The 26,755-nt window shown below is 31.9% G+C and carries 22 protein-coding genes; 21 read left to right on the top strand and 1 reads right to left on the bottom strand.

What is annotated here, in order from left to right:
* The first annotated feature begins 66 nt into the window (after positions 1–66).
* The 5 genes from KPL55_RS14570 to KPL55_RS14550 all read left to right on the top strand — a co-directional run bounded on the left by KPL55_RS14570 (position 67) and on the right by KPL55_RS14550 (position 4,875).
* The gene (locus tag KPL55_RS14570; protein ID WP_312887300.1) at positions 67–1,080 is read left to right on the top strand and encodes a LacI family DNA-binding transcriptional regulator; all 1,014 of its coding nucleotides are present in this window, start codon (positions 67–69) and stop codon (positions 1,078–1,080) included.
* Between the two features lie 129 nt (positions 1,081–1,209).
* Complete coding sequence (fucU, locus tag KPL55_RS14565) at positions 1,210–1,650, top strand: L-fucose mutarotase (protein WP_216307466.1); 441 nt, start codon at positions 1,210–1,212, stop codon at positions 1,648–1,650.
* Positions 1,650–2,855, top strand: coding sequence for an MDR/zinc-dependent alcohol dehydrogenase-like family protein (locus tag KPL55_RS14560; RefSeq protein ID WP_216307465.1), 1,206 nt, complete (start codon positions 1,650–1,652; stop codon positions 2,853–2,855). The genes fucU and KPL55_RS14560 overlap by 1 nt, the downstream gene beginning before the upstream one ends.
* Before the next feature lie 48 nt (positions 2,856–2,903).
* The gene (locus KPL55_RS14555; RefSeq protein WP_376770451.1) at positions 2,904–3,917 is read left to right on the top strand and encodes a zinc-binding alcohol dehydrogenase family protein; all 1,014 of its coding nucleotides are present in this window, start codon (positions 2,904–2,906) and stop codon (positions 3,915–3,917) included.
* A 31-nt stretch (positions 3,918–3,948) separates the two neighbouring features.
* Entirely contained in the window at positions 3,949–4,875 is a 927-nt protein-coding gene (locus KPL55_RS14550; protein ID WP_216307464.1) for an amidohydrolase family protein, read from the top strand.
* A 3-nt stretch (positions 4,876–4,878) separates the two neighbouring features.
* On the opposite strand, the gene KPL55_RS14545 is transcribed toward KPL55_RS14550, so the two are convergent.
* The gene (locus KPL55_RS14545) at positions 4,879–5,754 is read right to left on the bottom strand and encodes an AraC family transcriptional regulator (protein WP_216307463.1); all 876 of its coding nucleotides are present in this window, start codon (positions 5,752–5,754) and stop codon (positions 4,879–4,881) included.
* Positions 5,755–5,875: 121 nt separating this feature from the next.
* On the opposite strand from KPL55_RS14545, the gene KPL55_RS14540 reads away from it, so the two are divergent.
* From KPL55_RS14540 to KPL55_RS14465, 16 genes are all read left to right on the top strand, one after another.
* Positions 5,876–7,378 (top strand): L-fucose/L-arabinose isomerase family protein, encoded by a 1,503-nt coding sequence (locus KPL55_RS14540; protein WP_216307462.1) that lies wholly within the window; start codon positions 5,876–5,878, stop codon positions 7,376–7,378.
* 477 nt (positions 7,379–7,855) lie between these two features.
* Complete coding sequence (locus KPL55_RS14535; RefSeq protein WP_216307461.1) at positions 7,856–9,361, top strand: sugar ABC transporter ATP-binding protein; 1,506 nt, start codon at positions 7,856–7,858, stop codon at positions 9,359–9,361.
* A 45-nt stretch (positions 9,362–9,406) separates the two neighbouring features.
* On the top strand, positions 9,407–10,429 hold the full coding sequence (locus KPL55_RS14530; protein ID WP_216307460.1) for an ABC transporter permease: 1,023 nt from the start codon (positions 9,407–9,409) through the stop codon (positions 10,427–10,429).
* Positions 10,430–10,431: 2 nt separating this feature from the next.
* Positions 10,432–11,427, top strand: coding sequence for an ABC transporter permease (locus KPL55_RS14525; RefSeq protein ID WP_216307459.1), 996 nt, complete (start codon positions 10,432–10,434; stop codon positions 11,425–11,427).
* A gap of 57 nt (positions 11,428–11,484) precedes the next feature.
* Positions 11,485–12,525, top strand: coding sequence for a rhamnose ABC transporter substrate-binding protein (gene rhaS, locus KPL55_RS14520; protein WP_216307458.1), 1,041 nt, complete (start codon positions 11,485–11,487; stop codon positions 12,523–12,525).
* 251 nt (positions 12,526–12,776) lie between these two features.
* Positions 12,777–13,007, top strand: a complete 231-nt coding sequence (locus KPL55_RS14515; protein ID WP_216307457.1) for a hypothetical protein — start codon at positions 12,777–12,779, stop codon at positions 13,005–13,007.
* Positions 13,008–13,094: 87 nt separating this feature from the next.
* On the top strand, positions 13,095–14,039 hold the full coding sequence (locus tag KPL55_RS14510) for an ABC transporter permease (protein WP_216307456.1): 945 nt from the start codon (positions 13,095–13,097) through the stop codon (positions 14,037–14,039).
* A 31-nt stretch (positions 14,040–14,070) separates the two neighbouring features.
* Positions 14,071–15,075, top strand: coding sequence for an ABC transporter permease (locus KPL55_RS14505; RefSeq protein WP_216307455.1), 1,005 nt, complete (start codon positions 14,071–14,073; stop codon positions 15,073–15,075).
* Between the two features lie 11 nt (positions 15,076–15,086).
* Positions 15,087–16,025 carry a substrate-binding domain-containing protein gene (locus tag KPL55_RS14500; RefSeq protein ID WP_216307454.1) on the top strand — a complete coding sequence of 313 codons (939 nt, stop codon included), beginning with the start codon at positions 15,087–15,089 and terminating at the stop codon, positions 16,023–16,025.
* A 106-nt stretch (positions 16,026–16,131) separates the two neighbouring features.
* Entirely contained in the window at positions 16,132–16,926 is a 795-nt protein-coding gene (locus tag KPL55_RS14495; RefSeq protein WP_216307453.1) for a DeoR/GlpR family DNA-binding transcription regulator, read from the top strand.
* A gap of 39 nt (positions 16,927–16,965) precedes the next feature.
* Entirely contained in the window at positions 16,966–18,486 is a 1,521-nt protein-coding gene (locus tag KPL55_RS14490; RefSeq protein ID WP_216307452.1) for a sugar ABC transporter ATP-binding protein, read from the top strand.
* 202 nt (positions 18,487–18,688) lie between these two features.
* Positions 18,689–20,092: a PTS mannitol transporter subunit IIBC gene (locus KPL55_RS14485; RefSeq protein ID WP_216307451.1), complete on the top strand. Its 1,404-nt coding sequence runs from the start codon at positions 18,689–18,691 to the stop codon at positions 20,090–20,092.
* A 214-nt stretch (positions 20,093–20,306) separates the two neighbouring features.
* Positions 20,307–22,430: a BglG family transcription antiterminator gene (locus KPL55_RS14480; protein ID WP_216307450.1), complete on the top strand. Its 2,124-nt coding sequence runs from the start codon at positions 20,307–20,309 to the stop codon at positions 22,428–22,430.
* Between the two features lie 14 nt (positions 22,431–22,444).
* The gene (locus tag KPL55_RS14475) at positions 22,445–24,361 is read left to right on the top strand and encodes a PTS mannitol transporter subunit IICBA (RefSeq protein ID WP_216307449.1); all 1,917 of its coding nucleotides are present in this window, start codon (positions 22,445–22,447) and stop codon (positions 24,359–24,361) included.
* 37 nt (positions 24,362–24,398) lie between these two features.
* Positions 24,399–25,328: a 1-phosphofructokinase gene (gene pfkB, locus KPL55_RS14470; protein WP_216307448.1), complete on the top strand. Its 930-nt coding sequence runs from the start codon at positions 24,399–24,401 to the stop codon at positions 25,326–25,328.
* A 25-nt stretch (positions 25,329–25,353) separates the two neighbouring features.
* Entirely contained in the window at positions 25,354–26,616 is a 1,263-nt protein-coding gene (locus KPL55_RS14465) for a zinc-binding dehydrogenase (RefSeq protein ID WP_216307447.1), read from the top strand.
* The last annotated feature ends 139 nt before the right edge of the window (positions 26,617–26,755 follow it).

The following is a 26,755-nucleotide window of genomic DNA, read 5'->3' as shown; positions in this document are numbered from 1 at the left end:
TTCTAACCTTTACATCTCCAGAAAATAAAGATATAATTAAAACATAACAAAACGTTTCGCTCAGAGGTGATAAAAATTTCAGCAACTATAAAAGACGTAGCAAAATATACAAGTTTATCAATTGCAACTATTTCTAAATATATTAATGGTGGCAATGTTTTAGAGGAAAACAGAAGTAAGATTCAAGAAGCAATAAAAATACTTGATTATAAAGTTAATGTTATGGCAAGAGGTTTAAAGACTAATAAAACTATGACCATAGGTATACTCATTCCAAGTTTCGTAAATACATTTTGTATGGAGATTGTGTCAAACATAGAAAATATACTATTGAAATATGGATATAGTGCATTTATATGTGATTATAGAGAAGATGTAGAACTTGAGAAGGTTAAACTAGAATTTTTAATTGATAAATCAGTAGATGGCTTAATACTAATGCCTTCTGGTGACGATGAAGATATAATTAGAAAGGTTAATAAAAATGATATTCCTATAGTTATAATTGATAGAGCTATGAAACAAATGACTTGTGATACTGTTTTAGTTGATAATATGAATGCGTCTTATGACGCGGTAGAACAACTTATAACAAGAGGACACCGCAAGATTGCAATAATAACTGGCCCACAAAACATATATACCGCATCCGAGCGTTTAAAGGGTTACAATAGAGTTCATGAAGATTATTCCATACCAATAGATGAAAATCTTATAAAATATGGAGATTATAAAATGGCTGGTGGATATGATCTTTTAAAGGAATTATTAGAAATGAAAAGTCTACCTACAGCAGTATTTATTACTAATTATGAGATGACACTTGGTGCCATTATGGCAATTAATGAAGCTAATATTATAATTCCAGATCAATTATCAATTATTGGATTTGATAGTTTAGAGTTAACAAAAATTGTAAAACCATCTCTATCATTGGTATTCCAACCATTAAAAGAAATAGGTGAAACTGCTGGTGAAGTTATTATGAAGAGGATTAAAGGTGATTTTTTAAGCTTTCCCGAGATGCACAGGCTTAAAACAAAACTTATTATGGGGAAGTCTGTGAAGAAAATAAATTAATAGAGACACAATAACATTATAAATTTATAATGTTATTGCACATTTTAAGCGAAACGTTTAGCTGCAAATAAACTTATAAAATCTAACTATACAGTTGAGTGTAAATATAATAAAGAAAGGATGATGATTATGTTAAAAGGTATTCCCACAATTTTATCACCAAAGTTATTGAAAATTATGATGGAGATGGGCCATGGCGATGAAATAGTTATAAGTGATGGAAATTTTCCGGGGGCAAATCTTGCTAAAAAACTAGTAAGGTGTGATGGAAATAATGTTTGTGAGGTTCTAGATGCATTTTTAAAGTTTTTTCCATTAGATCAATATTCTAAGGCTCCAGCAGCTTTAATGGCTGTTGTTCCCGGGGATAGCATTGTACCAATTATTTGGAAAAGTTATGAAGAAACAATAATAAAACATGAGCCTAATTTTAAAGAGTTTGATATGGTAGAAAGATTTGATTTTTATGAAAGAGCTAAAAATGCGTATGCAATAGTTGCAACTGGTGAAAAAGCTCAGTATGCAAATATAATTTTGAAAAAAGGTGTAGTAATAGAGGTGGAGAAATAATGAAAACTAAGGGAACATATTTTCAAAATAGCAAAGATAAACCTATAATTTATGGAGAAATAGAAATTTACAATAATTCAAGTAAACGTTTAAGAGGCGAACCCTTACAGGACGGGATTAAAAGTAAAACTGTTTTGACTGGGTTTTGTGGTACTGATTTTGAACTAATGCATATGGGGATGAGAGGAGAACTACTTCCCAAATTTCCAGCAGGATTAAATAGACTTATAAATGGTCATGAAGGCGTTGTATTTATTCCATCAGAAAATAGATTTGCTATAGTACTTATAAGAGGTGGGGATTCATATGACCCTACAAGATATATGGATGATGAGACATATTTTGAATATGGCTGCGATCAGGCTGATGGAATTATGTGTTATGAAAATTTCTATAATCCAGACATGCTACTTCATATACCAGATAAGTATATAGAAAACGGAAAAATACCATTATCTATAGCTAAGAAACTTTGTTTTTCAGATCCTTATGCTTGTATGATTTTTCAACTTGAAAGAATGGAGGACCTTGGGTCGGCACAAAACTTTAGAGTTGAATTGGCCAGGAACAAATGCACGCAGGAAGAAGCAAGGAAACTAGCAATGAAAAATATTTTTAATAAGGTAGTAATATTTGGACTTGGCACTACGGGGATGTTTATAGGAGATTTAATCCATAGAAAATATCCTGATGCTAAAATTCTTTTTGTAGCTAGAAGTAGTGCCGATACTAATAAGGTTAAATATGCTCTTAAAAAAACTAATGGTATTTATGTGGAGAGTAAATTTAATACGAATAAAGAACTTGCTGATTGTATAAAAGAAAAATTGAATGGTAAGGCAACTGCATTTATCGGCGTGTCTGGCTCAAATTTAGAACATAAAATAGCTTTTGAAGAGGATGTCCTAGGCAATAATGGTATTTATAATAGTTTTTCACTTGGACCAGTAATGGACTTTAAAACTATGCCATTTGGTTTTAAAAACCACTTAATTTTTGGATCAATAAATTTTAGACAAGATCATATGGAGAAGGCAATAGAGCTACTTTGTGAATCTGACTATGATAAGGTTGTTGAACTAATAGATCTTGAAGAAGTTAAGAGAGACCCTAAATCTGCCTATGAGAATAAAATATATTGCAAGGCAGCACCAATGAAAACAGCTGCAATATGGGACTATAATTATATTGACATGGATAAATAATTTAATTTGAAAGAATAAGATATATATATAATTTGGAGGGGAAATAAAATGACAAAAATGAAAATAGTTTATATAGAAAAACCAGGAGAAATAACTTTAAAAGAGGTAGAAATTCCTACTGCTCAAAGGGGTGAAGCACTACTCAAAATTAAATATTGTGGAATATGTGGTTCTGATACTGCAACTTATACGGGTAATCAACCATTTACAACATATCCAAGAATTCCTGGACATGAGTTTTCTGCTGAAATAGTTAAAATTGAAGAAAATGAATTTGGTTTAAAAGTAGGCATGAACGTAACTGCAAACCCTTATTTTAATTGTGGTAAATGTTATTCTTGCAAAAGAGGAAAAGTGAATTGTTGTGAAGATAATCAGACTATGGGAGTTCAACGAAATGGTTCCTTTGCTCAGTACATCACTATGCCGATTGATAGAATATTAGATGGCAAAAATTTATCACCGAGGACTCTTGCACTTATTGAGCCTTTCTCAATAGGCTACCATGCTATAAATAGAGGAGAGGTTGGGCCTGGTGATAAAGTGCTAGTTATGGGAGCTGGCCCTATAGGCATTTTTGCAATGATATCTGCAAAGCTAAAAGGAGCAACAGTGTATATAGCCGATTTACTTCAAGAGAGATTAGAACTTGCAAAAGAAATGGGAGCAGATGGTACTATAAATATAAAGAATGAAGACTTGCGGAAGAGGGTTAAGGAAATATCTAATTCTTGTTGCATGGATGTATGTGTTGAGGCTGTAGGATTACCAGAAACATTTTTAAACTGTATTGATAATACTTGTTTTGGTGGAAAAATTATACTTATAGGAAATGGTAAGAGAGAAACAACCTTTAACCATTCAGTTCTATTAAAGAAAGAACTAAATGTATATGGATCAAGAAATAGTCTAAATGATTTTAAACCTCTAATACAAATAGTAGCTGATGGAAAGGTTAATATTGATAAAATGATTACAAATGTATTTACTCTTGATAATGTTATTGATGCCTTTGAAGGTTTAAAAAACAATGATGGAAGTATGGCTAAGGTTCTAGTTTAATTCTAATTTAAAATGGAATGAGGTAAAATAAATGTCATATTTAATTATAGATGCTCATGCACATTTGTGGGATGAACTTTCTGGAAGTGTTGAGGGTTATGATGTGAAAAGTATTGGTGGAGGAAAAGCCACATTTAATGGTGGAATCCGTCAAATGATGCCTCCTTACATGCTTGATGGAAAAAATACAGCGGAGTTATTTGTATCTAATATGAATTACGACTGTGTATCTGCGGCAGTCATAACCCAAGAATATCTTGATGGAAATCAAAATGATTATTTGTTAAAGGTAAAAGGAAAATATGGTACGAGGCTAAAAATAGCTGGACTTTGTGATTTCAGAAGACCAGGGTTTTTGCCTGAAGTTAAGAGAATGTGTAAAGGTGGATTTAATTGCATTAAGGTGCCCGCACAAAGGCTCGTAAACCTACCTAAAAGAGTATATCTCACGGATACTGAGATGTTAAAAGCCTTTGAAGTTATGGATAAAAGCAATATTATTCTTTCTATTGATCTTGCACAAGGGGAAACTCAAGTAGATGAAATGAAAGAATTAATATATAGGTTTCCAAATCTTAAAATAGCTATAGGACATTTTGGTATGGCAAACAGACCTGGTTTTGAGAGTCAGATACTATTAGCTAAAAATAAAAATGTAATGATTGAGTCTGGTGGAATAACCTGGCTTTATCATAATGAATTTTATCCATATGTGGGCGCAGTAAATGCTATTAAAAAAGCAATAGATATGGTAGGGGTTGAAAAACTGATGTGGGGTTCGGACTATCCAAGAACTATGACCGCTATAACCTACAGGATGTCATATGATTTTATAATAAAATCTAATGTACTAAGTCAAGCAGAAAAAATTAGCTTCCTAGGTGAGAATGCTAAAAGTTTCTATGGATTTAAGGATTTAGAAGTGCCACAATATATTAAAAATATGGTAGAAGATTAAAAATCATCTAGGACTCTGCCATTTTTTTCTAAAGGCTAAAGGAGTTATGCCCTCGCGTTTTTTAAATAGGTTAATAAAGTGGCTAACATTATCAATCCCTGTTTTAAAGGAAATTTCAGAAACTGGGATATCAGAGTATTTTAGTAGTTCCTTGCTATAAGAAATACGCTTTGAGATAACATATTCACTAGGAGAGATTCCAATGAATTTTTTGAATTCTTTTTCTAGGTGGAATTTATTAATAGAATACTTTTGAGATAGCATATCCAAAGTAATTTTATTAAGCAAACTTTTGTCTAAATCCTTCATAATATTTTTTATATATTCTGGGAGAAATGTTTCTGAGGAGTCGTGAGAAGTAATGGTTAATAAGAACTCAGTTAATAACTCCACGAGAAATTTTGAACACAATAATTCTGTTCTTATATTCTTATCCTTATGACTTAATATTAATTGATTAAGAATAGAAGGTACTATAGAATTCTTTTCAAAGTTACAAATAGGAGAATTATTTTTAGAAAATTGCTGATAATAACTATGACTTGTACCTCCGTTAAAGTGAACCCAAAGAATTTCCCAGGGGTCGGTAGTATCAGAATTGTAATACTGATATTCCATACAATCAATAAAAATTCCTTGTCCTTTACAAATTGTATAAGATTTTCCTTTGTATTTTAAATATCCCTTTCCAGATAAGACAAAGATAATTAAATATGAGTTTAAATTTTCTCTTTCTGTATAATAATTTGACATAGTCTTAAAATATCCGACTTCTTCCACATAAAAATATGTGGATTTGGCCACAAGTGTAGGGGTAGCTATAATGCGAACTGAATTTTCAGACCAATCATAAGAAGCATTTTCTGTATAACTTTTCATATAATACTCCTCCAGTCAATATACTATTATTTTACCACAACATACTATTATGTTTTATACAGTGTAAACCTTTATAATGAAATTGTAAAACTATTATTTTAATTATAAGGAGTGAAGGAATATGTCAAAATTAATTCCTATAAAAGCTATTAAAAAACCTCGTATTGGACTTTATACTATAGGGCTAAAAGCATATTGGACTCAATTTCCAGGGCTTGAAAATAGAATGATAGAATATGGTAAATTTTTAGAAACCGGAATGTCAGTGAACGGAGAAATATTTAATTATGGGTTAGTAGATACTGAAATAGAGGCAAGGAAAGCCGGAGAATGGTTTAATGAAAAAAATGTAGATTTAATTTTTTGCCATTCGGGAACTTATGCTACAAGTTCAACTGTATTACCTGTTCATCAAATTTGTAGAGCTCCAGCAGTAGTATTAAATCTTCAACCAACTGCCAGAATAAATTACGAAAGTTCAACTACAGGTGAATGGCTTGCTTTTTGTGGCGCGTGTCCTGTGCCTGAAATATCAAATGCTTTTAATCGAGCAGGAATAGATTTTAGAGTGGTAAATGGATTGCTTGGACTTGATTATACTCCAGAAATTTCTTTAACAAATGAAAACACATCTGAGAAAAAAGAGGCAATTAAGGCATGGAAAAACATAAACGAGTGGATTAGAGCAGCATCAGTTCCAAGAAATTTAAAACACAGTAGCTTTGGATTCTTAGGTGGTTATTATAGTGGTATGCTAGATATGTATAGTGATTTTGCTATGCTACAGGCACAAACTGGAATGCATATAGAAGTACTTGAAATGTGTGATCTTGATAGATTTCTTCAAAAGGTTAGCGAAGATGAAGTAAAAGAAAAAATGAGTGAAGTAAAAGAAATGTTTGAAATTAGTGGTGATTCACCATCAGATCCGTTGGCAAAAAAGCCGACGCAGGAACAGATAGATTGGTCTTGTAGGGTTGCTGTGGCTCAGGAAAACATGGTAAAGGAATATAATTTAGATGCTTTAACGTATTATTATCATGGAGCAGATGGAAATCATTATGAGAAAGTACAGGGTGGATTTATAGTAGGCCATTCATTACTAACGGCTAAGGGAATCCCTTGTGCTGGAGAAGGTGATTTAAAAACAAACCTAGCTATGAAAATATCTGATATTTTAGGAGTAGGTGGCAGTTTTTGTGAGATTGTAGTTACAGATTATGTAGATGAAACAATTATTTTAGGCCATGATGGGCCGTTTCATATTGCAATTTCAGATGGAAAACCTATTTTAAGAGGAATGGGCTTATTTCATGGTAAAAAAGGAACTGGGGTATCGGTTGAGGCTAAGGTGAGAACTGGGGATATTACTACACTTAATGTGACGCAAACTATAGATGGTAAGTTAAAATTTATAATTAGTGAAGGGAAATCTACAAATGGTCCGACAATGAAGATTGGAAATACCCAAACACCTATTAAATTTAAGGTACATCCTGATGAATACATGGATATGTGGTTTGCCGAGGCACCTACACATCACTGTGCTATGTCAGTTGGAAGCAATGCATCATTGTTTGAAAAAGTAGCAGATCTTTTGAATGTAAAACATGTGACTTTATAATAAAATCAATAGAAAGGCCATTTCTACATATATAGTTAAAAGAGATGTTTGAGATTTAGTATAGAATTATAAAAAGGAGATTAGTTGTAATTTAATTATGGCTGGTTTCTTTTTTATTGCTTTTTCTAGTGTGTTTTTGTCTATATTTTAACCTTTTTAATCAGTATGTTGCAAAAAACTAAAAATAATTGCAAAAAACAAAATAAAATGGTTGCTTTTTTAAATGTAAACGTTATAATATATTTATAGAAACCGTTTAAATAGAAACAAAGAATACAAAATTGTACTAGAATATATAGGCACAAAACAACATATACTGCTATATAGTGTGAAATATTAGTACTCAAGAAGGAAGAGAATAATTGCTTAAAATTTATTTGAAACAAAATGAAAGATTATGAAATAAAATGAAAGATTATGAAAAAAATGAAATAAAGTTGTATTAATTACTGTGAATAAGAATAGGGGGTATGAACAGTGTCTGAATATGTACTTGAACTAAATGGCATTACAAAAACATTTCCAGGTGTTAGAGCATTAGACAAGGTTAACTTTAAATTAAAGGCAGGAGAGATTCATGCTCTGATGGGTGAAAATGGAGCTGGAAAATCTACCTTTATTAAAGTTATAACTGGAGTTCATGCTCCTGATGAAGGTGAAATAATATTAAATGGTAAGGTAGTAGATATTAAAAATCCTAATAATGCACAAGCAATGGGAATAGCAGCTATCTATCAGCACGGTAACGTTTATCCTGATTTGACGGTAACCGAGAATATCTTCCTTGGTCATGAAAAAATAGAAAAATGGACAAAAAGAATTCTTTGGAATGAAATGCATGAAGACGCAAAAAAGTTATTGGATGAATTAGGAGCTAGTTTTGAACCTAAAACAAAGATGGGAGCACTAAGTGTTGCGCAGCAACAACTAGTAGAGATTGCAAAAGCACTTTCATCAAATGCTAAAATTATAATAATGGATGAACCTACAGCAGCACTTTCAAGGAGAGAAAGTGAAGAACTCTATAGAATAACTGAAAAGCTTCGCGACGATGGAGCTGCAATAATTTTTATTTCTCATAGATTTGAGGATATGTACAGGTTAGCAAGTAGGGTTACAGTTTTTAGAGATTCTAATTATATTGGTACTTGGAAAGTTGATGAAATTACTAATCAAAATTTAATTATGGCTATGGTTGGTCGTGAAATTTCGCAATTATTTCCTAAAAAACAAGTTGAACTTGGAGAAGAGGTTTTACGAGTTGAAGGATTTTCGAAAGCAGGTTATTTTGCTGATATTTCATTTGCAGTTCATAAAGGAGAAATAGTTGGATTAACAGGTCTTGTTGGAGCAGGACGGAGTGAATTATGTCAGACTATCTTTGGAATAATGAAACCTGATTCTGGATCATTGTTATTAAATGGAAAAGAAATTAAAGTTAATAGTCCAGTCGACGCAATGAATTATGGCATAGGGTATTTACCAGAGGATAGGCAAAGGCAGGGACTAGTGCTTAGTTGGGGAATTGGTGAAAATATAACACTACCTATTCTTGAAAAGTTTTCTAAAAGTAGTGGACTCGATGTGAAAAAAGAGAGAGCATACGCAAAGCTTTTAGCTGAAAAGGTAGATGTTAAAGCTAATAGTATTTTTACACTTGCAAGTCAACTATCAGGTGGTAATCAACAAAAGGTAGTAGTTGCAAAAATGCTAGCTGCAGATTTGAAAATTATAATTCTAGATGAGCCTACAAAAGGTGTGGATGTTGGTGCGAAAGCTGCAATGTATGAAATAATGAGTGATCTAGCATCTCAAGGATACGCCATTATTATGATTTCATCAGAGATGCCTGAAATGATAGGAATGAGTGATAGAATCGTTGTAATGCGCAATGGGAGAATTAGTAGAATAATTAATAGAGAAGATGCCACTCAGGAAAAAATTCTCGAAGCAGCAATGTCAACTGCAGGAAAGAAGAGTTAATATAATATAAATTGATACTAAAATATAATTATAAGGAGAAAGGTTATGTCTGAAAAAGTGGTAAGGAAGACTTTTAGTAAAGAAACCTTTAGTAAAATAAATTTGGGGAAATCAAGAGAAATAGGAATGATAGGATTTATTGTTATTATTTCTATATTTGTTCAAATGCGTAATCCGAATTTTTTAACACTTGAGAATATAAATGACTTACTTAAAAATACAGCAATATTGAGCATTTTATCAGTAGGCATGATGTTGGTTATGATCACAAGGGGAATAGATCTTTCCATTGGAGCAACCCTTGCTTTATCAGGAATGATAGCTTCGCTCACAGTAAGTGCAAATCCAAATTTAAGTCCAATAATTGCAATTGGTATAGGAATAGGGGTAGGTATTGTTTGTGGTGCTGTTGTTGGTGGACTTGTTTCTAAAGGTGGAATTTATCCGATTATTGCAACACTTGGTATGATGAATGTGTATAGAGGGTTAACATTTATGTCCAGCAATGGAAAATGGGTAAGTGCACAGCAAATGCCAGTTAGTTTTAAAGCAATTGCAACTAGTTCTATATTAGGAATTAACACTTTGATATTTGTAGCTATTGTTGTTTATATTATAATCTATTATTTTATTAATCATACAAGAACAGGTAGAAAAATTTATGCAGTTGGTAGTAACCCGGAATCGGCTGAGGTTAGTGGTATAAACAATAAACGAATACTATTTATGGTTTATACGATAATGGGAGCGCTGGCAGGTCTTGCAGGTGTTTTATGGGTATCAAAATTTGCATCAGCGCAAGGGGATACTGCTAGTGGTTATGAAATGAGTGTTATTGCAGCTTGTGTTTTAGGTGGAGTAGGTATGTCAGGTGGTTCAGGAACTATTCCGGGAATTCTTATAGGGTCCCTTCTACTTGGAATTTTAAATAATGCCTTACCACTTATAAATGTATCTACATTTTGGCAAAATGCTATACAAGGAGCAATTATTCTTATTGCTATAATTGTAAATACTATTGTTAAAAGAAGAGTGGATAAAAAAAATCTCAGTAGGAGGAAGATATAAGTATGAAACAGAGAATAATTGCTGATAAAAAAGAATTGACACTGAAGAGCTTTTTCTTTCAGTGGGAATGGTTACTTATATTAATTTTTATTGTTATGACAATCATTAACGGATCGTTAACTCCATATTATCTAAATGCTGATAATTTAATTGGAGCAACTATGGCCTTTCTTGATAAAGCATTTATTGTTTTACCTATGGCATTTATAATAATACTCGCAGATATTGACATATCTGTTGCATCAACAGTTGCACTAGCATCAGTTGTTATGGGTGTCCTATATAACTCAGGAGTGCCTATGGTTTTAGCCATGGTAATTTGTCTTCTAGTTGGAACTCTATGTGGGTTTATAAATGGGGTTCTGGTAGCAAAGTTTAAAGAGTTATCTTCCATGATTATTACGCTTTCAACTATGATTCTTTATAGGGGAATTGCTTATATTATACTTAAAGATCAATCCGCTGGTAAATTTCCAGAGTGGTTCACCTCAATTGGGTGGGGATATGTAGGACCTGTACCATTTATACTTATTGTATTTATAATTTGTGCAGTAATCTTTACATTCATACTTAATAAAACTGCATTTGGAAGAAGAGTTTATGCTATAGGTAGTAATCCTATCGCAAGTAGATTTACTGGGATACAAGTTGATAAAACAAAAATTATTGTATTTACGTTAGCAGGTCTTATGGCTGGAGTAACTGCTCTGTTTTTAACTTCTAGAATGGGCAGTACAAGGCCAAACGTAGCAACTGGATATGAATTAGATATTATAACTATGGTTGTACTCGGTGGTATTAGTACTGCAGGAGGAAAAGGAAGGATTTATGGAGCTATAATAGCAGTTTTCCTAATAGGATTCTTAAGATATGGTCTTGGTTTATTTAATGTAAATGCTCAAGTATTGCTTGTAATAACAGGATTACTCTTAATTGTAGCAGTTATTATACCAAATTTAAATATAAAAAAAGTTAAATTCAAATCTTTTAAAAACTAAATCGAATATGGAACAGTTAGATCTGTTTTATATATATGACAATGAGGGGGATATGAAATGAAAAAGACATTAATATCAATGATGGTTCTTGGACTAACATTATCAACACTTTCAGGATGTAGTACAAAAGCACCTGGGACTTCAACTACGGCACCAGCTGCAGGTGGAAAACCTAAATATGCAATTATCGTAAAAAGCACTGGAAACCCATATAATGAAAAAGAGATGGAAGGTTACAAGAAGGCAATAACAGAAATTGGAGGAGAGACTATATTAAAAGCGCCAGATCAACCAACGGCTGAAGCTCAAATTCAGATGATACAAGAACTTGTTTCACAAAAGGTTGTTTCAATTGCTATAGCTGCAAATGATCCGGATGCTTTACAACCAGCACTTGAAAAAGCAATGGCTGCAGGAATTAAAGTTATATCTCTTGATTCAGCAGTCAATGCTAAGAGCCGTTTGGTTCATGTTAATCAAGCAGATCCAAATGCAATAGGACGTATTGAAATTGAAACTATAGCTAAAATGATAGGTGGAAAAGGAGACATAGCAATTTTAAGTGCAACTTCACAAGCGACCAATCAAAATTCATGGATTACAGTTATGAAAAAAACACTCGAAGATCCAAAATATAAAGACATAAAACTTGTAAAAGTTGCCTATGGTGATGATTTAAGAGATAAGAGTGTTTCTGAAACAGAAGCATTATTAAAAACTTATCCTAATCTTAAAGGTATAGTTGCACCTTCAACTGTTGCAGTAGCAGCAGCTGCTAAAGTTATAACTGATAAAGGATTAAATGGTAAAGTACAATTAACAGGTCTTGGACTTCCTAGTGAAATGGCAGATTATATAGCTAGTGGAGTATCTACAGCAGTTCATCTTTGGAATCCAATTGATGTTGGATACTTAGCTGGTTATACTTCAGAAGCTTTAGTTAAAGGAACAATAACCGGTAAAACAGGAGACAAATTTAAAGCAGGAACTCTTGGAGAAAAAACAATTATCACAGTTGATGATGGAACTGAAATTATGCTTGGCGATCCCTTTGAATTTAACAAAAGCAATATTGATCAGTGGAAAACAGTATATTAGAATAAAAGTTACTTAAATAAACCTTCTACAAAGTTAAAATTTGTAGGAGGTTTTTTAAAAATTCAAAGACATTCAAATCAAATATTTACGCCAGAGGGCAAGTTGTATAAATAATGGTTTTAGGCGAAAGGACAATGAGAAAATCGAAAGATTTCGATAATACTAAGAAACAAATGGGAATAAAACATATGAAGCTTAGAACAAAGTTGTCTATTGGTTAATCTGTATTAATTTCAGTAGAAGAACTTTCATTGTCTTCGCAAGATATATTAGTATTTATTGAAAATGCTCTTCTAAATGACTATAAAAAATTAATTTATATTAGTGATGAATATAAATGCGATGGGGAAATAATAAAAGATATTATTGAAAATTTTGCTGAAGTTAATGTTAAGAATGAAGTCATAGTATTAGAAACAAGGCATAATGAAATTAGTGCAGTTAATTTAGATAAAGTAGTTGAGGGATTTACAATATATTAATTCAAATTTTTTATAATAGATGATATAATATATTTGTAATCGTTTTAAAAATTTAAAAGAAGAAATTCTTAGTGAGGTAATGCAAGAATGAAATTTTGGGATTTGTGGGATAAAGCGGGTATTTATATAATGTCTATTACAACTTTGTTGATTTTTGCTATATTAACCCCCAATATATTAGCTATTAGCAATATAGTTAATATATTAGTACAAGTATCTATGGTAGCAATCGCAGCCGCAGGAATGACTTTTGCTATTACTAGTGGAAGTTTTGATTTATCAATTGGATCTACATTATCTCTTACAACATGTGTCCTTGCAATCAATATACCACGTATAGGGCTTTTATATTCTGTTATATTGGCAATTCTAGTAGGTGGAATACTAGGATTCATAAATGGAGTGATTATTACAAAATTCAAGGTTCAAACTTTTGTTGCTACTTTGGCAACAATGATAATATATAGAGGGTTATCTTCAATATATACAAATGGACAGGATGTAACACTAATAAATTTTAGGCAAATTAAAATGTTCTCCAGTGGAGAAATATTATTCATACCAGTACCAATAATTATAACTATATTTGTATATATTTTATTTTATCTTATATTTAAGTATTCATTATTTAGTTTAATTGTGAGAAGTGTTGGGTCTAATGAAAGAGTTGCTAGGATGATAGGACTTAAGGTAGATAAAACTATAATTTGTATTTTTATAATGACAGCAGTTACGTCAGTAATTGCCGGGGTAATTCAAACATCAGAGTTATTAACTGGTAATGGAAAATTTGGAGTTGGGTTTGAACTTCAGGTAATAACAGCAACTATCCTCGGGGGCACAAGGCTTTCAGGAGGAAAAGGAAACTTGTGTGGAACTTTATGTGCTGCGATTATGCTTGGAATTATTAAGAATGGATTAAATTTACTTGGGATCTCCGATAACTACCAGCGGTTGATAACTGGAATAATATTAATTTTAGTTATATCGACAAGTGGAGCTAGGGAAAAAGAAAAAATGAGTATAAACTAGTTCTAAAAGAAACAAAAGGGGATGCAAATAATTGGACAATTTGATATCGAAAGATACTTTAAAAGCAAAACTTAGGTCTAATTTAAAAGAAAGAGGTATATTAGTTTCTTTGATTTTACTGTGGGTAGTATTTTTTTTTACAAACGAAAATTTTAGAGTAATTGATAGTTATCTTAGTATTTTAAGGGAAGCATCCTTTGTAGGCGTAGCGGCAATAGGCATGACATTTTGTATAATAATAAAAGCTATCGATTTATCGATAGGTGCCATGGTTGGATTACTTGCTCTTTTTACAGTAAGCATAATAGGAGAAGTAGGATTAATTCCGACTGTGATAATTATAGTGATTAGTGGAGCATTACTAGGAGCTATTAATGGCTTTTTATATTCTAAGTTTAGAGTTCCTGCATTTATAGCAACGCTAGGAATGAGTTACATATATAATGCTGTAGCATTAATATATAGTAAAGGAAGACCAATACAATTCAATGAAAAATGGTTTACTGTAATAGGTAATGGAAATTTCATTGGTTTACCTGTACCTTTTATAATATTTATTATATTGGCAATATTAGGATCAGTCATATTAAAAAAGACTATACTTGGAAGGCAAATTTTATCAGTAGGTAATTCTGAAAAAGCGAGTTATTTGTCAGGTATAGATACCATGAAAGTCAAAATTTTTGTATTTGCGTTAGTTGGAATGTTTACAGCTATTGCATCTATTCTTATAAGTTCAAGAATGTGGTCAGCTAATGCAGAAATGAAAGTCGGATATGAATTTGATGTTATTGCAGCTGTGGTTCTTGGAGGTACTAGCCTTAAAGGTGGAAAGGGGAGTATTCTTAATACAACACTTGCGTCTATTTTTTTCGCATCCATTTATATCGGTATGAATATGTTTCATGTTGATGCCTATATGCAAAAGGTAGTAGAAGGGATCATTTTGGTGGTAGCATTTTCTATTGGTGGTGACGGCAAGTTAATAAAGGCAAAGTTAAAGGGAAATAAAGTAGTAAATACAAATATAACTTAGGGGAGAAATAAATGATAAAAGTAAGAGGCTTTTTAATAGTTATTTCATTAACCCTTGCTTTTACAATTATAGGTTGTGGCAAGAAGAATATAAATGAAGTTTCTAAATCAAAAATAGGGTTTTCAGTATATGATATGCAATATGAGTATTTTCAAGGAATGGAAAAAGGTACAAAGCAAGGTGTGCTAGATTTAGGGTATGGGTATATTTTACATGATCAAAAAAGTGATCAAATGCAAATGGTATCTGGTGCCCAGGACCTAATAAATCAAGATATTTCTGCTTTGATTATTTCACCTAATAATCCTGAGGCATTAGGTCCAATTGTAGAAGCTGCCCATGCTAAAAAAATTCCTGTAATTGTAGATGATATTGGAGGTGGTAACTCTAATTATGATGCTATAGTAATTTCAGACAATATTGGTGGCGGGAAGATGGCGGGAGATTATGCTGTTAAAAATATTAAAAAGGGATCCCATGAGGCTGCCATAATAAAAGCTGAGCCTTCAGCTATATTTGCTTCAAGAAGAGGAGAGGGCTTTAAAAACACTGTTACAGCAGCGGGGTTTAAAGTGGTTATAGAACTTTCTGGGCATAGTAAGCAAGAGGAAGGGTATTCTATAATGAAGGATATTATCACTTCTAATCCTAAAATTCAAGTAGTGTTTTGTGAGAATGATCCCATGGCGGTTGGAGCTGCGCAAGCATGTATTGACTCTAAAAGAAAAGATATAATGATAATTGGGTTTAATGGTGATAAAATAGCTCTTGATGCAATAAAAAATGGAATTATGGCTGCAACTATTAAGCAATCACCAGGCGAAATGGGTAAGGCTACGGTAGGTTTAGCAGATAAATTGATAAAAGGCAAAAAAATAGATTTTGATGATGAGAAAAATAAAGAAATTTATATTTCGGTTAAATTAATAACTAAAGAGGATATAAAGTAACATAATACTCTACTTATGATTACATATATTAAAGAGTATGTTATAATTTAGATGAAAATTAATGGGTATAAATAATATTATAAAAACGGAGAAAGGGAGATATGACATGTTTGCAGCTGAAAGATTAGCCAAAGTACGGGAAGTTTTACTGGAATATAAACATGTGGATATATCAACTTTAAGCTCCATTTTATCAGTATCAGAGGCGACAATTCGCAGGGACCTTGAAAAACTTGAAGATGAAGGATTTTTAACTAAAACTCATGGTGGAGCAGTGATTAACGAAGATGTCGATCAAGAGGTCGTGTTAAGCTTTATAGATGACCCATATATTGAAGAAAAAAAACAAATAGGCATAATAGCATCACAAATGATAATAAATGGGGATGTTATTTTTCTAGGGTCAGGTACCACTTGTCAATTAATAGCAAAACATATAAAAGACAGAAAACAGTTAACTGTAGTTACTAATAATATGAATATTATAATAGAGCTTTATGGGTGTAATAATATCAATTTAATTGTTCTTGGGGGGAATATTCAATCTGTTGGTAATTCAATTTCAACTTCAGGGCAATTTTCGAAGAAAATGCTTGAAGGAATTTTTGTTAATAAAGCATTTTTTTCAGTTGATGGGATAAGTATAGAACACGGATACACCATAAGCAGCGTCGAACTTTCAGAAATATATAATATAATATTACAAAATGCAGGGGAGTCAATAATTGTAGTTGATTATTCAAAGTTTGATAAGAGGGCTTTTGTACAACTAGGAAATATTGATTTAGTTAAAAAAGTAGTTACAAACGCACAGGTGTCTTTGGAATATAAAAAGTTGTTTTTCGAAACTAATATTCAGTTATTTACTGCATTTAATGAGGATAAGGTAGATGAGAGATAAGACATATTTGTATTATTTATAAAGTTAAGGAGAATGCATATGAGTGGTTATATAATTGAAATGTGTGGTATAAGTAAACAATTTAATGATGTATCTGTTTTAAAAGATATAAATTTCAATGTAAAACCAGGTGAAGTTCATACACTTTTTGGTGAAAATGGTTCTGGAAAATCAGTTCTGATGAAAATTCTTTCGGGGGTATTACAACCTGATTCAGGATTGATTTATTTTAATGGGGAAAATGTAAACTTTAAGAGTTATAATGATGCTCAAATATCAGGTATAAGATCTGTTTTTCAAGATCATTTAACCTTTCCTGACCTAACAGTTGCAGAAAATTTATTCCTATTTAATATTGCAGGAGAAAGTAAAATAGCTGGTAGAATAATTAAAACTGATAAAATGTACTATGATTGTCAAAAGATCTTTAAAGATTTGAATTTTAATCTAAATCCTAAGCGATTAGTTAAGGAACTCGACCTATGGGAAAAACAGCTCCTTGAAATTGCAAAGGCTATTTCGGTAAAGTCTCAAGTGATAATTATGGATGAACCTACAAATCTGTTTTCTAACATTGATATTGAAAATATCTATAAAATTATAGAGAATCTCAAACAAAAGAAGATTTCTATAGTTTTTATTTCACATAGAGTTGAAGAAGTACTTAGAATCTCAGATAGAATTACAATTATGCGTGATGGACAAATAGTTACTACAGGAACACCAGAAGAGTTAACTAAAAATATGTTAATTAAGCTTTCTGCGGGTAATGATTTAAAGGACAGATATCCAAAACTTACAGTTCAAAAGGGTAGGGTGTTATTCAAAGCAGAAAATTTGAGTGTAAGTAACATAATAAATAATATAAATTTTGCTATAAAAAAAGGTGAAGTTTTAGGTATCGCAGGATTGGTTGGTTCAGGAAGAACTACAATTGCAAAAGCAATTTTTGGGATTTGTGAATTAACTAATGGGCAAATGTTTCTTAATGGTACAAAACTAAATATAAAATCCCCTCGTGATGCTATTAAAGCGGGAATTGGATTCGTGTCTGAGGATAGACTTGCTGAGGGTTTGATACAAAACTTTGATATTGCCAGTAATATTACTTTAACAAATTTGAACAAGGCTAAAGAAGGCTTTTTTTTAAGAAAAGAAAAAGAAAAGAATATAGCAAGAAGATATATAAAAAAACTTGTTATAAAAACTCCTTTTATTGAACAGATAGTAAAAAACTTAAGTGGAGGTAATCAACAAAAGGTAGTATTATCAAAGTGGCTATTTAGTGGCGCCAAGGTATTTATATTTGATGAACCAACTGCTGGGCTTGACAGTGGATCTAAAGTTGAGGTTTACAATATTATGAATGAGATTGTTTTAAACAATGGGGCTATAATATTGATTTCTTCAGATTTCTCGGAGCTTATGGGAATGAGTGATAGAATTCTAGGAATATATAATGGACAAGAGGTTCTAGATATAAAAAGAGAACAGTTTGATCTTGAGAAGATTCTTTATTGTATAACAGGAGAAAAAAATGAAATTGATAATAAAAATTAAAATAGAAGGTAAAAATTAAAATTGTACGTAAATTTCTCCACTTAATAATTAGATATTAAAAATTGTCACTATTAGATAACGACTAATCAGTTTATCTTTGAATTGTATGTAAATGTTTACTTGCATATAATTAAATTAAGGTAATTAGGAAATAGTTTCTTGAAAGATTTCAGTGATTACGATAATAGGGGGGCGAAGTTAAATGTCAAATTTGCAAGTGAATGAAAAGATTAATACAAAGGGGAAAACCCAACAAAAGGTACAAGGTTTCGGTAGATTCTTAAGCGGAATGATACTTCCAAACATAGGCGCATTTATAGCATGGGGGTTAATTACAGCATTATTTATACCAACGGGATGGCTTCCAAATGCTAATTTTGCTAAAGTAGTTGGACCAATGATAAATTTCCTTTTACCATTATTAATAGGTTTCACTGGTGGTAAGATGGTCGCTGGAGCACGAGGTGGAGTAGTTGGAGCAATTGCAACCATTGGAATTATAGTAGGAGCAGATATTCCAATGTTTATGGGTGCAATGATAATGGGACCGCTTGGTGGTTATGTAATAAAGAAGTTTGATAAAGTTATTGATGGTAAAGTACCGGCTGGATTTGAAATGCTAATTAACAATTATTCAGAAGGTATACTTGGAGCAATACTTGCATTGATTGCATTTTCAGGAATTGGACCAGTAGTCTTAGGCTTAAATGGTCTTATGAAAGACGGAGTACAAGCAATAGTAAATGCAGGGTTATTACCTTTAGCATCTATATTTATAGAACCAGCAAAAATATTGTTTTTAAATAATGCAATAGGTAATGGAATCTTGGTACCGATAGGTGCACAAGAAGCTAAGGCAGTTGGAAAATCAATATTTTTCTTATTAGAATCAAATCCAGGTCCTGGACTTGGAATCTTAGTAGCTTATTGGATGTTTGCAAAGGGTGCAGTCAAAGAATCAGCACCTGGAGCAATAATAATTCATTTCTTAGGTGGAATACATGAAATTTATTTTCCTTACGTTTTGATGAACCCTTTGCTTATAATAGCAGTAATTTGTGGTGGCGCAAGTGGAATATTCACATTCCAAATTTTTGGAGCAGGATTAATTGCAGCAGCATCTCCAGGAAGTATAATTGCAGTACTTGCAATGACACCTAAAGGTGGATATTTCGGAATAATAGCAGGTGTTCTTGTAGCAGCTGTAGTTTCATTCTTAATATCATCTGTAATAATTAAGGCATCAAATAAAAAAACAAATGGAGATACAAACGGAAATGAATTAGAAGAAGCAAAGGAAAAAGTTAATGCAATCAAAGGAGTTAAAGTTAAGACTTTCAACAAAATAATATTTGCGTGTGATGCAGGAATGGGTTCAAGTGCAATGGGAGCAACAACATTAAAAAATAAGTTTAAAAAAGCAGGTTTTGATATAAATGTTGTTCACTGTGCAATAAATGAAATTCCAACGGATGCAGAGATTGTTATTACTCATGAAACATTAGCAGATAGAGCGAAATCAAGAGCGCCAAAGGCAGAAATAATTACAATTAAAAACTTTATAAATAGTCCTGAATATGACAAACTTGTTAATAGACTTTTATAATTTGAGATTGTATAAAGGATAATTATGAGAATGCGATCAAATTTATAAAAATAAATTTGATCGCATTTTTTAGGACATATAGTTTACAATATTAAATATTGTCATCATCTGCTACTGACTAATCAAGATATCTTTGAATTGATTGTAACTGTTTACTGGATTATAATGAGGTTATAGCAATTGGTAAAATGCTAAATAAATTTGGAGGAATTTTATGAAAGGTTACAAAATTAATTCACGCATAAAGAATATTTTGCAAATTATATGTAAGGAAGATGATTATGTTACTATTTCTAAAATTGCAAAGGATTTAGATGTTAGTGGAAGGACAGTACTTAGAGATATTCCAGAGGTGCAAAATTTCTTAAAGCATAATGGAATAAATTTAGAAAAAAAAACTGGAGTGGGCATCAAAGTAATTGCTACTCTTGAAGAGAAAAAAACTATTATTAATTTGTTAAATGGAGAAATAAATGAAACTATATACTCTCCTCTAGAAAGAAAAAACATAATTATTAGTGAACTACTACAAAACCAAGAACCTGTAAAGTTATATAATTTTACTAGGATCTTAAAAGTTACAGAGGCAACTATAAGCAATGATTTAGAGAAGACAGATGAATGGTTTAAGAAACATGGTCTAAAATTAATTAGAAAGCAAGGACTAGGAGTGTATGTGGAAGGAAGAGAGGACTATATAAGAAAAGCTATGGTTAGTCTAATCTACGAAAATACAAATGAAAGTCAGCTATTAGGTTTAATAAGAAAGAATTTGGATAATTCTGTAGTTGTGGCTCAAGATATTGAGGTGGCATCACGAAATAGATTACTAAATTTAATAGATAATGAAACAATAAAAAAATTAGAAGTTTTAGTTGAGTCAATGGAGAAGGAAAGAAACTACAAGTTAGTAGATAGTGCTTTTGTAGGGTTAATTGTTCATATTGCACTTGCAATTGAGAGAGTCAAGAAAGGTGATAAAATAACAATAAATGGTAAATTTTTAAAAGAGCTTAAGACAAGTGAGGAGTATGTGATTGCATCAAACTTATCTAGTAATATATCAAAATGCTTCGCGGTTGATATACCTGAGGATGAGATTGGTTATATAACAATGCATATAAAGGGATCTAAAAACTATAAGGAAAAGTATAAAGCAGGTAATAAAGTCATAGGAAGTTTTGAACTTGTAAAGTTATCAAAAGAAATTATTAAAATAGCTGAAATTGAAACAGGGAGATTTCTTGGTAATAATGAAAATCTATTAAATGGGTTAGTAAATCATCTTGGAACAGCAATTACAAGGCTAAAGATGAATCTCGAAATTAGAAATCCACTTTTAGAAGAAATTAAAGCAAATTACACTGATTTAATGAGGATAAGTACTAAATGTTCTGTGGTAGTTGAAAAACATATTGGTATAAAGATGCCTGAAGCTGAGATTGCATTTATTGCTATGCATTTAGGAGCTGCAATTGAGAATAGTGAAACACTAATTAAACCCATATATAAAGTTGCAATTGCATGTGCAACAGGGATGGGGACTTCAAGGCTACTTGCAACAAGAATAAAAAATGAGTATGAAAATATTGAGATCGTAGATATAATTTCCACGATACACATCGAAAAAAGTTTTCTAATGGAAAAAGAAATAGATTTTATTATATCAACAGTTAATATCGATAAATGTTATAAGCCTGTTGTAAGGGTAAATCCACTCCTTTTTCAGGAGGATAAAGATAAAATAGCAGACCAAATAAAAGCAATGAAAAACATTAATATCATTCACTCGAATAGGAAAATAAAAAATATTAATTTTAAGGATAAATTAATTTCATTAAATATATATAGTGAAGCTATCATACAGATTTTAGATAATTTTTTCTTGAAAGAAATTCCTGAGATAAGCAGCATAGATGCATTAATAATAGAAACAAGCAAGCTAATAGAGAGAGATACTAAAGCTGGAGATCAATTAAGGAGAGCTCTAAAAAATAGAGAAGAAAAAGGAAATACTGTGGTAACTGGACATGAGATGATATTACTTCATTGTAGGACTGGTTTTGTCAAGAAATTATACTTTGGAGCTATAAAGTTAACAAAGGGTATAGAGTGTTTAAATGGTTTAGATAAAATTGAAAATGTAAAACTTGCAATTATTATGCTTGCACCAGAGGAGTGTAGTAAGTCCCATATTGAAGTTATAGGTTATGTAAGTAAAAATCTAATAGAAAGAATAGATTTTCTTAAATATTTAAAGGCCGGAAATAGCGAGTATGCCTTTAGTGAATTAAACGATATTTTAAAAGAATTTTATAACCAAAAAGTAAATAATTAATGGAGGTATGAGTTATGACAGACACAAAGAAAGTAAATAGAGGGAATTCTAAAGAAAAAGTACAAAGTTTTGGAAGGTTTTTAAGTGGAATGATTCTTCCAAACATAGGTGCATTTATAGCATGGGGGTTAATTACAGCATTATTTATACCAACAGGATGGTATCCAAATGCTCATTTTGCTAAATTAGTTGGTCCGATTATAACATATCTTTTACCATTATTAATAGGTTTTACCGGTGGTAAAATGGTAGCAGGAGCACGAGGTGGAGTAGTTGGTGCGATTGCAACTATTGGAATTATAGTAGGAGCAGATATTCCAATGTTTATGGGTGCGATGATAATGGGACCTTTAGGTGGGTATGTTATAAAGAAGTTTGATAAACTCATTGATGGTAAAGTGCCTGCTGGTTTTGAAATGTTAATTAACAACTATTCAGAAGGTATACTTGGAGCGATACTCGCGTTGATTGCATTTTCAGGGATTGGTCCAGTAGTCCTAGGGTTAAATGGTCTTATGAAAGACGGAGTACAAGCCATAGTAAACGCAGGATTGTTACCTTTAGCATCTGTGTTTATAGAACCAGCAAAAATATTGTTTTTAAATAATGCAATAGGTAATGGGATTTTGGTGCCAATAGGTGCACAAGAAGCTAAAGCAGTTGGAAAATCAATATTTTTCTTATTAGAATCAAATCCAGGCCCTGGACTTGGAGTCCTAGTAGCTTATTGGGTGTTTGCAAAAGGTGCAGTTAAAGAATCAGCACCTGGAGCAATAATAATTCATTTTTTAGGTGGAATACATGAAATATATTTTCCTTACGTCTTAATGAACCCTTTGCTTATAATAGCAGTAATTTGTGGTGGCGCAAGTGGAATATTCACATTCCAAATTTTTGGAGCAGGATTAATTGCAGCAGCATCTCCAGGAAGTATCATTGCAATACTTGCAATGACTCCTAAAACTGGATATATAGGAGTAGTTGCAGGTGTACTTGTAGCTGCAGTAGTTTCCTTCCTTGTTTCAGCAGTAATAATCAAGGCATCAAGTAAAAAAACAAATGGTAGTGCTGATGGAAATGAATTAGAAGAAGCAAAAGCTAAATCAAGTGCATTAAAAGGAACAAATAAATCAAATATAACTAAGAGTACTTTTGATAAAATAATATTCGCATGTGATGCAGGAATGGGTTCAAGTGCAATGGGAGCAACTACTTTAAGAACTAAGTTCAAAAAAGCTGGATATAATATTCAAGTTGTAAATTGTGCAATAGAAGCTATTCCTACGGATGCTCAAATAGTTATTACACATGAAACATTAACAGCAAGAGCAAGGAAAATAGCTCCTAATGCTGAGCACATATCGGTTAAAGATTTCCTTAACAATGGTGCTTTTGAATTACTTTCAACTAGACTGGCGGTTAGCAGTGACAATGTAAGTGATAGTAATATAGATGCGAAAATTGAAACGAAAGCAGTAGAGACTAGTGATAATAAAATTCTTCAAAAGAAAAATATACAAGTAGGACTTGAGAGTGTAGATAAATATACTGCTATCAAAATGGCAGGTAGATTATTATTTGAAAGTGGATATGTGCAAGAAGATTATATAGATGCCATGATCCAAAGAGAAGATGATCTTTCAACATACATTGGTAAAGGAATATCAATTCCTCATGGTGTTGGAGAAGCTAAGAAAAACATTATAAAAACAGGAATGGTAGTACTTCAATTTCCGAATGGTATAAAGTTCGAAGATGATTTAGCTTACCTTGTAATTGGTATTGCTGGAGTTGGAGATGAACATTTACAAATACTTTCAAATATTGCAGTTGCTATTGAAGGAGAAGATGATAGCATTACTGATAAACTTAAAAGTACTCAGGACGTTGATTACATCTATAACCTATTTACAATAAAATCTGAAGATTAAATCAAAAGAAGAAATATTGAATATAAGAGGTGATAATATGATTACAACTATAACTTTAAATCCTGCAGTTGATAAAACTATTGAAATAAATAATTTCAGTGTAGGCAATGTTAATAGAGTAACATCAGTAAGACTAGACGCTGGTGGAAAAGGAATTAACGTATCAAAAGTAATAAAAAGTTTAGGAAGTAAAAGTAGGGCGATGGGAATACTTTCTGGAAAATCAGGAGAGTTCATAAAAGGCTATTTAGATGGTATACAAATTTTAAATGACTTTATTTTTACGCAAGGAGAAACAAGGACCAATACAAAGGTTGTAGACCCAATTAATCATACTAATACAGATATAAATGAAGCAGGGCCAGAGGCAAGTCTTAAAGACTTAAATGAATTAAATGATAAAATATTTAATGATATGAAAAGTGAAGATATGATAATTTTATCAGGAAGTGTTCCTAGTAATGTAGATAAAAAGATTTATGGTGAGTGGATTGTGAGAGCTAAAGAAAAAGGAGCAAAAACCGTATTAGATGCAGATGGTGAATTGCTTAAGTATGGTATTTTGTCAGGACCGTATCTTGTAAAACCTAATATAGATGAGCTCGAAGGTATGTTTAATAAGAAAATAAATGGAATAGCAGAAACGGTTGAAATTGCGAAGAGTTTGCTGGAGTATGGTATCATTATAGTAGCGGTTTCTCTGGGTAGTGAAGGTGCCATCTTTGTAAACAAGGAATGCGCAATATATGCTCGTGGACTTAAGGTGGATGTGAAAAGTACAGTGGGAGCTGGGGATTCAATGGTTGCAGCCCTTGCATATTCAATTGAAAAGGGTCTTAGCTTTGAAGAAACTGTGAAACTTGCTGTGGCAACTGGAGCAGCAAATGTAATGACAGAAGGAACAAAAGCAAGTGATATTAAAACAATTATTGAACTGGAAAAACAAGTAGAATTCGAATATTTATAATAAATAACAAAAGGTGGTAATATATATGAAAACAAGAGCAGTAAGATTATACGGGAAAAAAGATTTAAGAATGGAAGAGTTTGAACTTCCAGAAATAAAAGATGATGAAATACTAGTGAAAGTAGTTTCAGACAGTATATGTATGTCTACTTATAAAGCAGCAATACTTGGTAGTGATCATAAGAGAGTGCCTAATGACATCTCAGTTAATCCTATAATAGTAGGACATGAAATGGCTGGAGATATAGTGCAAGTTGGTTCAAAATGGAAAAACGACTTTAAAGTTGGAAATAAATTTTCTATGCAACCTGCATTAAACTATAAGGGAAGTATGGATTCACCTGGATATTCTTATAGGTATTGTGGCGGAGCTGCAACTTATATAGTAGTTCCACAAGAAGTAATGGAAGTTGGTTGTTTATTAAATTATGAAGGTAAAGCGTATTATGAAGCATCCCTTGCTGAACCAATGTCTTGTATTATTGGAGGTTTCCATGCAAGTTTTCATACAGTAATGGGTAGTTATGAACACAAGATGGGAATAGTTGAAGGTGGAAAGCTTGCAATGCTTGCTGCTGCTGGTCCTATGGGTCTAGGTGCAATAGATTATGCTATGCACTGTGATAGAAAGCCAGGTATGATTGTAGTAACAGATATAGAACAGGGTAGATTAGATAGAGCAAGAGCAATATTCACAGATGAAGATGCAAAGAAAGCTGGAATTGAATTAATATTTGTTAACACTAAAGGTATAGAAGATGTTCCTGCTTATTTAAGAGACTTAACTGGTGGAACAGGCTTTGATGATGTATTTGTATATTCTCCAGTTAAACCAGTTGTTGAACAAGGAGATAAGATATTAGGTAGAGATGGTTGCTTAAACTTCTTTGCAGGTCCTACAGATACTAACTTCTCAGCTACATTTAATTTTTATAATGTTCATTATCAATCAACACATACTATCGGAACCACTGGTGGAAACACAAATGATATGATTGAGTCACTAAGAATGACAGAAAAGAATATTATAAATCCAGCAGTTATGGTTACTCACATTGGAGGACTTGATAGTGCTGCAGATGCAACACTTAAATTAACAGAAGTACCTGCAGGCAAAAAACTTATATATACAAATATATTTATGGATATTACAGGAATTGATGAGTTTGAAGAAAAAGGCAAAGTAGATCCACGATTCAAGAAATTAGCAGAAATTGCTAAAAACAACAAGGGCCTTTGGTCATTAGAAGCAGAGGATTATTTACTTGAAAATTGGAAAATTAAATAATTAAATTAAAAAATACAGGATTAAACTCCAATGTCATTAAGTTAAGAAATTAAACCAATAGTTTTAAAACAGAGTATGTTTAAAAATGCATACCTGTTTTTTTTATATAATTTTTTAAATAAATTCCAGAAAACTTTCA

The sequence above is a fragment of the Clostridium lacusfryxellense genome (assembly GCF_018861735.1).
Lineage (GTDB): Bacteria > Bacillota > Clostridia > Clostridiales > Clostridiaceae > Clostridium_AD > Clostridium_AD lacusfryxellense.
Note: the sequence above shows the minus strand (reverse complement) of the source record. Positions and strands in the feature narration are given on the sequence as shown.